The following is an 11,899-nucleotide window of genomic DNA, read 5'->3' on the forward strand; positions in this document are numbered from 1 at the left end:
GGTCGGGGTGTTCCTGGTCATCGCCGCAGCCTGCGCCGTGGTGGCCGGAGCGTTCCTCGGCCTCACGCCACTGCCGAGCATCGCCGGGTGAGAGAGCACGGCGTCCTCTTGTACGCCCTCAGCCGATCCTCGTCGTAGAGCGACGAGCAGGGGGCCGAGGCTGCACAACTTCGCAGCGACTACCGTCGCGCGAGCGCGATCTGCAGCAGCGCCTCGGCGAGCTCGAGGTGCCAGCGCGCTTGGCGCAGGTCCGTGCCCCACGCGTAGATGCCGTGGTCGGCCACGATCAGGGCGGGCACGTCGTTGCCGCCGCAAACCGGCCGCACATACAGCGCCTCGAACGCATCGCCCAGCAACGCCATGTCTTGTCCATTCGCGATCACGGGAATCGTCACCGTCTCGCCGTGGGCCGAGTGCCCGAGTCCCTTCAGCATCTCGAGGTCGCGCAGCACGACGCCGTCGGGCCACAGATGCCCGGCTGTCACGGCCGCGAGCGCGTGAACATGGATGATCGCTGCCGCACCCGTGACCCCCGCGATGCGCGCGTGCAAGCCTGCCTCGGCCGAGGGTCGCTGCTCCGAACCACCCTCGCCGCGCACGCCGGCGCCGTCGGAGTCGACGACCACGATGTCGGCGGGCGTCAGTTCCCCCTTGTCGAGACCGGATGCCGTGACCGCCAGCCGAAGCGGGTCGCGCCGCAGCGTGACCGACAGATTGCCGGCCGTTCCGGGCATCCAGCCACGCGCGGCGAAGCGCGCGCTCTCGGCGGCCAGCGAAGAACCCGCGCGCGCGAGTACCTCCTCGGTCACGGGACCGCCCTCGAAGACGCTCACGGAGCCGTGACCTCGACGTGCTCGAACGACGAGACCACGGGGGCGGTTCCGAAGTCGGCGCCGAAGAACGGCTCGCCCTCGCGCGAGAACGCGACCACCTGCCATCCGGCGTTCTGGGCGGCGCGCACCTCGTCGGGGTTGTCGGTGAAAAAGACGATGTCTGCCGGCTCGACGCCGAGCCGTGCCGCGATCGTGTCGTACGACGCCGCCACCTTCTTGGGGCCCGCGTTGACCGTGTCGAAGTAGTCGGTGATCAACGGCGTGAGGTCGCCCTCGGGCGAGTGCCGAAACCACGGCACCTGTGAGGTGACCGATCCCGACGAGAAGACCGCGACCTGCACGCCGTTCGAATGCCAGGCGCGCAGGCGCGGAATCACGTCGTCGAAGAAGTGCGAGTTGATCTCGCCGCGGCGAAAGCCCTCGGCCCAGATCTGGCCCTGCAGCGTCTTGAGTGGCGTCGCCTTCACATCCTGCGCCATCCAGTCGTGCAGCACGCCGACGACCTGCTCGGTATCGGCCCCCGACGGGAGCCCTGCGTCGGCGATCGCCTGCGCGCGCGCCTCGGCGACGGCGGCGTCGTTCGCGTGCGCCTCGAGCCAGCTCTGCAGGCGCGGGCGGGCGTAGTCGTAGAGGTCGCCCAGGATGAACCCGGCCGCGCTCGTGGTGCCCTCGAGGTCGACCACGAGGGTGCGCGCGGTCAGCGAGAGGAATGCGGTGTCGGTCACGATAGTGCTCCAGGGTCGTTCGTCGGCAGGGTGAGCGGGGTGACGGTTCCGGTCACGATCCAGTGCCGGGCCGCGTCGAAGACGGCGCGCTGGGCGAGCGGCGCGGCGTCGGACGGCAGGGTCTCGAGGTCGGCGGCGTGCGACCAGCCGGCGACTCGGCGCATCGCCTCGACGCCGGCGAAGCGCCAGGCATCCGCTCGCACGCTCTCGAGAAAGTCGTCGTCGAACGACACGGAAGCGTCTTCCCAGACCTCGACGAAGGCCTGCCAGCTCGCCGCGATGGCGTCTTCGCGGGCCGCCGCGAGACCGTCGTGGCCCGCAGCCCGGGCGGCGATGGATGCGATGGCGAGGTTCGACCAGAACAGCCCGAGATCGAGACCGATCGGCCCCACGAAGCTGAACTCCGGGTCGAAGACGGTCACCTTGTTCGTCTGCTCGGGAGTCGATCCGATCATGACCGATCCGGAGTGCAGGTCGCCGTGCAGCAGCGCCTGCTCCGAGTGCTCGAACCGGTCGCGCACAAGGGCGACCGCCGCCTGCACTTCGCGGTCGGCGTAGAGAGCAGCGACCCTCTCGTCGAGCGACGGATGCCACCAGTTGTGCTCGTGGCCGCGGAACGGCTCGTCGAGCACCACGTCGATGGTCAGCCGGCACAGCTCGGCGTTGGCAGATTCTTCGACCAGCTGCGCGTGGGCCGGTGCCCCGAGCACCTGCACGCTCGTCGCCAGGCTGAGCTCGCCCACGAAACGGCCCACCACGTCGCCGACCGCGCCGTAGTCGATGTACGACACCGGGCGCCCGGCCGTCGCATCCTGAACCTGCCGCACGAGTTCGTCGCGCAGAACCTCGAGGGCCGACAGGTCCTCCATGACCAGCACGAAGCGGTCGAGGTCGACATGCACGATCGCGGGAACTGCATCCGGAACCACGCGGGCGAGCAGCTCGTAGGCCCGCGCCTCGGCGCCGATGCGCGCCGGATCGATGGGCCACTCGGGGCCGGCGGCCTGCACGAACGGCGGCGCCTGCTTCACCGCGAGACTGCCCAGCGGGCCCGCGACGATGAACACGCGGTTCATGTTGCCGGCGGTCACCTCGCGCACGGTCACCTCGTCGGGATCGTCGGCCAGCGTGGCCACGAGGCCGATATGCGACAGGTAGCCCACGACCTCGTCGCGGCCCGTCAACAGGGCATAGTCGAAGAGTGTCACGGGCGCTCCCTGTCGAAGTATTCGGCGATTTCGCCCGGCGCGAAGTCTCCGCGGTCGGTCACGATGCGGGTGACGAAACGGGGCGGGGTCACGTCGAAGGCCGGGTACCACGCGTCGGTCACGAGGCCGGATGCGGTGCGCGTTCCGAGCGTCGACAACACTTCGGCCGGGTCACGGTTCTCGATCACGATGTCCGCGCCCGACGCGAGCGTCGCATCCGGGGCCTGCGCGAGCGCATAGAACGGAACCTCGAAGGTGTGGGCGGCGATGGCAAGGCCGAGGGTTCCCACCTTGTTGGCGATGCTGCCGTCGAGGCTGACCCGGTCGGCGGCGGTCACGAGGGCGTCGATCGGCCCGATCGAGGAGCCGGGCGCGAGGGCGGCCGCACCCATGCCGTCGGTGATGAGGGTGACGTTCTGGCCGAGCTCGCGCAGTGTGTGCGCGGTGAGCCGGGCTCCTTGCAGATAGGGACGAGTCTCTGTGGTGACCCAGTCGTAGCGCTTGTCGGCCTCGTTCGCGGCGGCGACGAGCTCGATCAGGTAGGAGTCCATCCAGCAGTGCGTGAGGATCTTCGCGCCGTCGGGCAGCAGCTCGACCGCATGGCGGGCGAGACTGCGGCTGCGCTCGTGGTACTCGTCGAGGCCCTCGCGCACGGCGGCGACCGCGCATTCGACGAGCTCGGCCGTGCTGGTCGCCGGCTCGATCGTGTGAAGCACGAGCTCGACGGCCTCGCGGGGGTGGCCGTTGGTGGGCCGGGCCGTGGCGAGCGCGTGTCCGGCCGCGGCCATGGATGCGCGTGCCGCGTCGATCGCAAGGCCGCGGGCCTGCAGGGCGGCCAGTTCGAGGCCGGCATACGCGGCGTAGAGCGGGCCCGAGCTCTGCGTGACCATCGCCCGGATGGCCTGTGCGACCTCGAGGGGTGTCTCCGCCCGCACCCACTCGGTGCGATCCGGAAAGACGCGGCGATCGAGGATGAGCACGGCGTGCGGACCGGAGCGCTCATCGCTGACGAGCCGCACGGAGTCGTCGAGCGTGGCGACTGGCTGCCGCGCTCCGGCGAGCCCCGGCTCATCGATGTGGGTCACACGCGCTCCTAGCCTGTCGGGAAAGCCCCCATCGAGGATACCGAGCTTTCGCAGGCAGGGCTCTGCGGTATGGACCTGTCGAGTCAACTGAGGTCATCTTCGGCAAACGCCCCCATGAGAACGATCACATCGACCGCGTGACGAGAATGTCCTCAGTTAGCCACGCACCCGCCCCGCCCTACGATGGAACGACCCCACCCCGAGCACCGATGGAGAGCAGCACATGCCCCGGAGCAAGAAGCGATCCAGCGCGAAGAAGCGCACCGGGGTGTCCCGCTCCGTCGGCACATCCCCCACCGCGATCTCTGCCCTGACGCTCGCATTCGGCGCCTGGTACAAGACCCATGCCGAGGGGCTCGACGACCACCCGACGCCCGAAGCCATGCTCGCGTCGTTTTCCCGGGCCGCGTCGGTCACCGCCGCCCTCCCCGGAAAACGCACCCTCGCGCATCCGGTTCCCGACACCCTCGACGCCCTGCTCGACCATTTCGACGAGGCCGACGACACCGAGCTCGACGATCCCATCTGGGAGGGCGCCTCGGTCGTCGACGTGCTCGACCACCTGCTCGACTTCCTCATAGAGACCGAGCGTTGGAAGGGCACGACGGCCGAGCTCGAGGAGAGCTCCGAGATCGTGCACGAACTCATGGGCGACGAGGGCGGGGCGGCATCGGGCTTTTTCGCTCTGCTGGTCGAGAGCCTCGAGACGATTGAGGCGGCCCCGATCGATGCGCAGCTCGAATCCCTCGACCGCTGGGCACCGATCGCCGCGATCCCCGCGTTTCTCGAGTGGATCGGCGAGAAGAAGACTCTCACGGCGACCGGAGCGCTCCGCACGGCTGACATCCCGATCGTCGCCGCGATGCTCGGCCTGCCCGAACAGCGCCCCGTGCCCGGTGGCAGCATGTGGGACTCGCGGCCGCTCTCGGCTTGGTGGTACGCCCTCACCGAGGCGCACATCATCACGGTCGACGCAACGACACTGCGTGCCGGCAAAGGTTTCGCCTACTGGGGCAGCGACGCCGGCCTCGACCTGCGCGTGGCGTTCATCCGCCACTACATCACGTGGTGGCTCACCAAAGAACTGGATGCCGACACCGAGCTGGGCTCGGAAGTCACGATCCGGGTCATCGGCCAGCTCTGCGTGGCCCTCTCCCCCGACCTGCTTCCCGGAGCGTCCGTCGACGCCCTCAACCTCGTCTTCGACGATGCGCGGCCCGACCACGACGACCCCGACGACGAAGGCCTGTTCGGCGACGACGACGAGGAACTCTCGGCCGAGGTGCACCGACTGTCGAACGAGTACGCGTCCGAGCGCACTCTCGCGGTGCTCGGCGAACTCGCCGCCTCGGGGGCGCTCACCGAATCGCCCGTGCCGGCCGGAGGCATCCGCTATGCCGTCGAGCCCGACCGGGCGCACGCGTTCTCGCGGGCCCTGCAGCTGGCTGTCGGCGGTTTCGTCGACGACGAGCCGAACGACGAGCCGAGCGACGAATCCGGCGAAGCCGACACGGCGGAGAACCGCTAGCTCGCGGCGAACCGGTCGGTCGCCTCGATCAGCGCGTCGAGGATGCCGGGCTCGTCGAACGCGTGCCCCGCGTCGGCAATGATGCGGAAATCGGCCTCGGGCAATGCCTCGTGCAGATCCCACGCGGTGACGGCCGGTGTGCACAGGTCGTACCGGCCCTGCACGATCACGGTCGGAATGTCGCGCAGCACCCCGGCGCGCGCGATGAGCTGACCGTCCTCCATCCAGCCCTCGTTGACGAAGTAGTGGTTCTCGATGCGCGCGAACGCCAGCGCATAGGTGGGGTCGGCGAACGCGGCCACGAGTTCGGGGCGCGGCAGCAGGGTGATGGCGGATGCCTCCCACGTCGCCCACGCGACGGCCGCTGGCCCGTGAACGGCCGGGTCGGGGTCGTTGAGCAGACGGGAGTACGTCTGGATGAGGGCGCCCCGCTCGTTTATCGGAACCGGCGCGAGAAAGCCAGGCCACCGATCGGGCAGAACCTCGTTGGCGCCCGCACCCTCGTAGAACCAGTCTAACTCGGAGCGTCGCAGGGTGAAGATGCCGCGCAGCACCAGCTCGGTCACCCGCTCGGGATGTGTCTCGGCGTAGGCCAGCGCGAGGGTGCTGCCCCACGATCCGCCGAACACCTGCCAGCGGTCGATCGACAGGTGCTCGCGCAGCAGCTCGAGGTCGGCGACGAGGTGCCAGGTGGTGTTCGTCGCGAGATCGAATCCCAGCTGGCTGGCGTGCGGCAGGCTGCGCCCGCAGCCGCGCTGGTCGAGCACGACGATCAGGTAACGGCTCGGATCGAAGAGTCGGCGGTGGGTGGGACTTGATCCCCCGCCCGGTCCTCCGTGCAGAAAGACCACCGGCTTGCCGTCGGGGTTGCCCGCGGTCTCCCAGTAGATCGACTGTCGGTCGCCGACATCGAGGAGGCCGGAGTCGAACGGTTCGATCTCGGGGTAGAGGGTGCGCATGCTCCGATTTTAGGAGACCTCGTCCCCTACCGCCCCACGAGCCCGGTCTCATACGCCAGGATCACGGCCTGCACCCTGTCGCGCAGTTCGAGCTTCTGCAGAATTCGGCCCACATGCGTCTTCACGGTCGACTCCGACAGCACGAAGCGCGCCACGATCTCCATGTTCGACAGCCCCTCGCCGATCGCGGTGAGCACCTCGAGTTCGCGCTCGGTGAGCACGGCCAGCCTGGCAGCCGAGGCGGTCTGCGCGGCCCCGCCCGGCGCATCCGGAAGGCTGTCGCCGAACATCGTGAGCAGTTCGCGGGTGATGCGCGCCGACACGGCCGCGTCTCCGGATGCGACGGCGCGGATCGCCGTGGCGAGCTCGGCGGGTCGGGCGTCTTTGAGCAGGAACCCGCTGGCACCGGCGCGCAGGCCGGCGAACGCGTACTCGTCGAGGTCGAAGGTCGTGAGGATGATGATGCGGCTCGCCGGCTGTTCCCTCACGATCTCGCGCGTCGCCTCGATGCCGTCGAGCACCGGCATCCGCACGTCCATGAGAATCACGTCGGGCCGCAGGCCGCGCGCCTGTCGAATGGCCTCGCGTCCGTCGCCGGCCTCGCCGACAACCTCGAATCCCGGTTCCGACTCGAGCACCATGCGCATGCCCACCCGCAGCAGGGCCTGGTCGTCGACGAGCAGGATGCGCACGGCCGGGTGCTCGACAGGGCCGGCGGGATCGGGGGCGATGGTCATGCAGATGTGCTCTCGGGTCGAAGATCGGGTACTCGGGTCTGCGCGTATGTGGGGATTCTCGCGTGCACGCGCCAGCCTCGCGGTTCGGTCACCCCGGCCTCGACAGTGCCGCCATAGAGCGAGACGCGTTCGCGCATGCCGATGAGCCCCCTGCCCGATCCGATCGACGCCGCGACGGCCCCCGCGACAGTCCCTGCTGGCGCGGCACCGGCGGGCACGCCGAGTCCGTCGTCGAGCACGGTCACGTCGGTGGCGTCCGAGCTCGTGAAGTCGACGGTGACCTCGACCCGTGTCGGCATGCGTGCGTAGCGCAGCGCATTGGTCAGAGCCTCCTGCACAACGCGGAACACCGTCAGCTGCGCGACCGAGTCGTCGGGCACGGCGCCCGACACGGTCAGCGTGATCGGCAACCCGGCGGCCCGATACGACTCGATCAGCGGGTGCAGCTCGTCGAAGGTGGGCTGCGGCGCGAAGGGAACGGCAGCCGAGACCCGTGCCGGATCGTCGCCGGATGCCTCGGTCAGAACTCCGAGCACTCGGCGCATGTCTGTCAGAGACGTACGCCCGATCTCTGCAACGTGCCCCATCGCATCCATCGCCCGATCGGCGTCGCTGGTCGCGGCGCGCGTCGCGCCGTCGGCGAGCGCGATCATCACGGTGAGACTGTGGGCGACGATGTCGTGCATTTCGCGGGCTATGCGCGCCCTTTCGGATGCCGTGGCGAGTTTCGCCTGCTGATCTCGCTCGCGGGCCAGCTGGGCAGCGCGGGCCAGCAGCGCATCCATGTACCTCGCCCGGTTGCCCACGGTGATGCCGATGAGGGTCGCAATGACGAAGATCATGCCGTAACCGAAGATCGACACGACCAGCACAGCCACGTCGGACACTCCCCCGACGACCGTGCCGAGGATCGCCGCGCTGGTTCCGATGATGGTCCAGAGCCACGCCGACCGAGCAGAGCGGTAGACCGCGAGTGCGTACAGGGCGATCACGAGGGCCACGCCGCCGACCGACGAGCCGATCGTTCCCGGAAAAACTGCGAGCAGAAGTGCGCACGAGACGGAAGCCAGAATGCGCGGAATGAAGCGCCGAAAAAGTATGGCGGCGGTCGTAAGGAGCGAAAGTACCGCGGAAAGTACGAGAACGAACACCGAGGAGAGGTTGGTCGACGCGATGATCGAGCCGATTGATGCGTAGTAGAAGAAGCCCATCAGCACCGCGTCGACGATCCACGGATTGCGGCGAAAAAACGTGCGGATGAAACCCGGGGGCTTCGGCAGTCCGAGCCCGTGGGGGTCGTAGTCCGCGACGCGTTTCGGTCCCGGCACGCGCGACGATCCAGCCTGGAGCGAGGGCACCATGGCTGGATCGGTCGACACGAGAGCTACGCGTCCCTTCGTTTCATCAGGATTGCCGCCGATGTGAGCGCCACCCCGACCCACCCGAGCATAACCAGCAGGGCCTGCCAGGGCTCGAACGTTCCACCGAGGTAGAACAGGTTCTGGCCCGCCGTTCCGGGCAGCCATCCCGCCACGACTCCCGCCCACTCGGCCGGGATCAGCTGGAAGATCGTCGGAACGACCAGCAGCAGGCCCAGGCTCGCCGCGATTCCGCCGGCGGTCGAGCGCAGTGCCGCGCCGATGCCCAGTGAGATCAGGCCGATGAACACGAGGTACCCCGCCGCGGCGACGAACCGCACCCACAGGTTCGGGTCGCCGGGCGCGGCCTCGACACCCGCAGACGCCAGGATGGGCATGGTCACGAGGTAACTCAGCACTATGCCGGCCAGCGCCACCACGAAGGTGGCGACCGCGAACACGAGGGCCTTCGCCGCCAGCACCGGCAGCCTGCTCGGCACGGCCATGAACGACGAACGGATCTGCCCGGTCGAGTACTCGCCGCTGATCACGAGCACGCCGAGCACGGCGATCACGAGTTGGCTGAAGAGCAGCCCGAGGGTCGCGATGCTGATCACGGTGTCTGTCACGGCATCCTGCGGCAGCTGCGCCTCCATCGGAGTCGTGGTCAGCGCGAAGACGACCGCGATGCCCACCTGGATCACGACGATGATGCCGAACGACCACCAGGTCGATCGAAGGCTTCGCAGTTTGATCCATTCGCTGCGCAGGATGCCTGCGGCCGACAGTCCGCGGCCCGCCACGTCGAGATGGGTGGCCCTGGCCACGTCGGGTTGGGCTAGCGTGCTCATCGGACGACCTCCGGGGTGACTGACTGGGTGTGGTATTCGACTTCATCTGCGGTGAGGCGCAGGTAGGCATCTTCGAGCGAGCCGGTGACAGTGGTCAACTCGTGCAGAACAAGACCGTTGGATGCGGCGATTCCGCCGATGGTCGCCGCCGAGACGCCGGCCACGTCGAGCGTCGACCCGCTTGCGGAGGTGACCTGCACATCCGGAGCCGCGAGCAGTCGGGCGAGCTCAGCCGCCTGCGGGCTCGAGACCCGCACCGAGGTGATGGCGCCCTCTCCGACGATGTCGGCCACGGGGGCATCCGCGATTACTCGACCCCGACCGAACACGATGATGTGGTCGGCCGTCATGGCCATCTCGCTCATGAGGTGGCTCGACAGCAGCACGGTGCGGCCCTCGAAGGCGAGGTGCTTGAGCAGCCCGCGAACCCACAGCACGCCCTCGGGGTCGAGCCCGTTGATGGGCTCGTCGAGGATCAGGGTCTGCGGGTCGCCCAGAAGGGCGGCCGCGATGCCGAGTCGCTGGCCCATGCCGAGTGAGAACCCGCCCACCCGTTTGCCGGCCACGGCCTGCAGCCCGGTGAGGTCGATCACCTCGCGCACCCGGGCCGCGCCGATGCCGTGGGTGGCTCCCAATGCGAGCAGGTGGTTGTACGCCGAGCGGCCCGAGTGAATCGCCTTCGCGTCGAGCAGTGCCCCGACCTCGCGAAGCGGAGCCGAATGCTCGGCGTAGTAGTGACCGTTTACCCGCACGCTGCCCGAGGTCGCCCTGTCGAGGCCGACGATCATGCGCATCGTGGTGGACTTTCCCGCACCGTTCGGGCCCAGCAGGCCCGTGACCTTGCCGGGCCGCACCGTGAACGTGGCGGCATCCACGGCTGTCTTCGAGCCGTAGCGCTTGGTGAGGGCTTGTGCTTCGATCATGAATGATCTCCTGTCGAACGTGCGTCGGTACGTGAGCGTGGAGGAGGCCGACCCTCCTCCACTTCTTCGAGACTAGGAGTGCGTGAGGCTGGGCGAATCGCCCGCAAGGACGGCTTTGATAGACGCGTGTCGTACCGGGGTACTACGGGCATCCCCGGCGCGCCTCCAGCGGGCGAACGCTCCCTCGTAGACCGAGCGGCTGCCCGCCAGGGGCGCGTTCGGCGGCGCTAGATGCGCTCTTTCTGCTTCTTCGACAGGGTCTTCTCGTCGATTGGCGCCTCGCCCGATGCGCGCTGCTCCGCGTAGTAGTCGCGCGCCTCCGTCTGGCGCTCCGCCTCGGCGCCCGTGGCGATCGACGCGCGGATGTGCTCGGGGCCGTAGCCGAAGGCATCCACCAGGTCTTGGGCGTGCGGCCGCAGGCGCGCGATCAGACGGTCGATGTAGGCCGTCACGGCCTGGGCTCGCTTGGGCGAGAGGCGTGCGTTGATGAGGTACCACGCCAGGTGCTTCTCGACCAAGCCGAGGCCGAAGAGGTCGCGCACCCAGGTGAGCACGACGCGGGTGGCCTCGTCGTCGATCTCGTCGAGGGCATCGGTGAACGCCTCCCACTGCAGCAGCTCGGCGTGCGCTCTGGCCGCGTCGATGACCGCGCTCTGATTGGCGTTGAAGAGGTCTGCGGCGACCTGCTTCGACGACTTCGTTCCGGGGCGCAGCCTGCCGGCGACGTCGGCCACCATCGACTCGACCCGATCGGTGAGCAGCGCCCTTTGGGCACCGGTCTCGCGAAGCTGCTCGACGCTGCGGCCCACCGAACCCCGGTCGGAGATGTTCTGCGCCAGCGTGCGCAGGCCAGAACCGCTGACCGTGCGATCCGCGGCCTGCTCCACCACATATCGGGCGAGCACTCCCACGTCGGCCTTGGCGAAGCGTCGGCTGTAGTCGGTGAGAAGCCGCTTGGCCACGAGCTGCAGCAGCACGTGGTTGTCTCCCTCGAAGGTGGCGTACACATCGAGGTCGGCGCGCAGACCGACCAGACGGTTCTCGGCCAAAAATCCTGCACCGCCGCACGCCTCGCGCGCCTCCTGCAGGGTGTCGAGCGCGTGCCAGGTCGAGAGCGGTTTGAGCGCGGCCGCGAGGGTCTCGAGGTCTTGTCGGTCGGCATCCGTGTCGGTGGCGCCCGAGAACACTCCGTCGAACTTCGTGAGCAGCTGCTCGTGGGCGAAGCTCGCCGCGTAGGTCGTGGCGATCAGCGGAATCAGCCGGCGCTGGTGCACCTGGTAGTCGAGGATCACCTCTTCGTCGGTGTCGCTGCCGGCGGTGAACTGCCGGCGCTCGTTGCCGTATCGAACGGCGATCGCGAGGGCGACCTTGGCCGCGGCCACGGATGCGCCATCGAGCGAGACGCGGCCCTGCACGAGCGTGCCGAGCATCGTGAAGAAACGGCGACCCGGGCTCTGGATGGGCGACGAATACGTGCCGTCGACATCCACATCGCCGTAGCGGTTGAGCAGGTTCTCGCGCGGGATGCGCACGCCCGTGAAGTGCAGGCGACCGTTGTCGATGCCGTTGAGGCCGCCCTTGAGTCCGTCGTCTTCGCCGCCGATACCGGGCAGGAATCGACCTTCGGCATCGCGCAGCGGCACATAGAACGCGTGCACACCGTGGTTGATGCCCTCGGTGATGAGCTGGGCG

11 protein-coding genes are annotated in these 11,899 nt (G+C 68.7%); 1 reads left to right on the forward strand and 10 read right to left on the reverse strand.

The genetic code is table 11. From position 1 onward, the window contains the following. Positions 1-179: 179 nt before the first annotated feature. From mtnB to ACE5CZ_RS13765, 4 genes are read right to left on the reverse strand one after another with little or no spacing between them, the layout of a single operon-like run. Positions 180-833, reverse strand: a complete 654-nt coding sequence (gene mtnB / locus ACE5CZ_RS13750; RefSeq protein WP_374947900.1) for a methylthioribulose 1-phosphate dehydratase — start codon at positions 831-833, stop codon at positions 180-182. Then, the gene (gene mtnC / locus ACE5CZ_RS13755; protein WP_374947901.1) at positions 830-1,558 is read right to left on the reverse strand and encodes an acireductone synthase; all 729 of its coding nucleotides are present in this window, start codon (positions 1,556-1,558) and stop codon (positions 830-832) included. The genes mtnB and mtnC overlap by 4 nt, the downstream gene beginning before the upstream one ends. Further along, positions 1,555-2,766: a phosphotransferase gene (locus tag ACE5CZ_RS13760; protein ID WP_374947902.1), complete on the reverse strand. Its 1,212-nt coding sequence runs from the start codon at positions 2,764-2,766 to the stop codon at positions 1,555-1,557. Before ACE5CZ_RS13760 ends, mtnC begins: the two co-directional genes overlap by 4 nt. Beyond that, entirely contained in the window at positions 2,763-3,851 is a 1,089-nt protein-coding gene (locus ACE5CZ_RS13765; RefSeq protein ID WP_374947903.1) for a hypothetical protein, read from the reverse strand. The genes ACE5CZ_RS13760 and ACE5CZ_RS13765 overlap by 4 nt, the downstream gene beginning before the upstream one ends. Positions 3,852-4,074: 223 nt before the next feature. On the opposite strand from ACE5CZ_RS13765, the gene ACE5CZ_RS13770 reads away from it, so the two are divergent. Next, positions 4,075-5,379: a hypothetical protein gene (locus tag ACE5CZ_RS13770; protein WP_374947904.1), complete on the forward strand. Its 1,305-nt coding sequence runs from the start codon at positions 4,075-4,077 to the stop codon at positions 5,377-5,379. On the opposite strand, the gene pip is transcribed toward ACE5CZ_RS13770, so the two are convergent. The 6 genes from pip to ACE5CZ_RS13800 all read right to left on the reverse strand — a co-directional run. Further along, on the reverse strand, positions 5,376-6,338 hold the full coding sequence (gene pip / locus ACE5CZ_RS13775) for a prolyl aminopeptidase (RefSeq protein WP_374947905.1): 963 nt from the start codon (positions 6,336-6,338) through the stop codon (positions 5,376-5,378). The genes ACE5CZ_RS13770 and pip overlap by 4 nt on opposite strands. Positions 6,339-6,364: 26 nt before the next feature. After that, positions 6,365-7,075, reverse strand: a complete 711-nt coding sequence (locus ACE5CZ_RS13780) for a response regulator (protein WP_374947906.1) — start codon at positions 7,073-7,075, stop codon at positions 6,365-6,367. Next, on the reverse strand, positions 7,072-8,454 hold the full coding sequence (locus ACE5CZ_RS13785) for a sensor histidine kinase (RefSeq protein WP_374947907.1): 1,383 nt from the start codon (positions 8,452-8,454) through the stop codon (positions 7,072-7,074). The genes ACE5CZ_RS13780 and ACE5CZ_RS13785 overlap by 4 nt, the downstream gene beginning before the upstream one ends. Before the next feature lie 5 nt (positions 8,455-8,459). After that, positions 8,460-9,284, reverse strand: coding sequence for an ABC transporter permease subunit (locus tag ACE5CZ_RS13790; protein WP_374947908.1), 825 nt, complete (start codon positions 9,282-9,284; stop codon positions 8,460-8,462). Continuing rightward, a complete protein-coding gene (locus ACE5CZ_RS13795; RefSeq protein ID WP_374947909.1) occupies positions 9,281-10,207 on the reverse strand; it encodes an ABC transporter ATP-binding protein in 927 nt (308 codons plus the stop codon). Before ACE5CZ_RS13795 ends, ACE5CZ_RS13790 begins: the two co-directional genes overlap by 4 nt. A 227-nt stretch (positions 10,208-10,434) precedes the next feature. Continuing rightward, on the reverse strand, positions 10,435-11,899 hold a 1,465-nt coding region (locus tag ACE5CZ_RS13800), incomplete at its 5' end, for an acyl-CoA dehydrogenase (RefSeq protein ID WP_374947910.1).

This window comes from Agreia sp., from assembly GCF_964263775.1.
Lineage (GTDB): Bacteria > Actinomycetota > Actinomycetes > Actinomycetales > Microbacteriaceae > Agreia.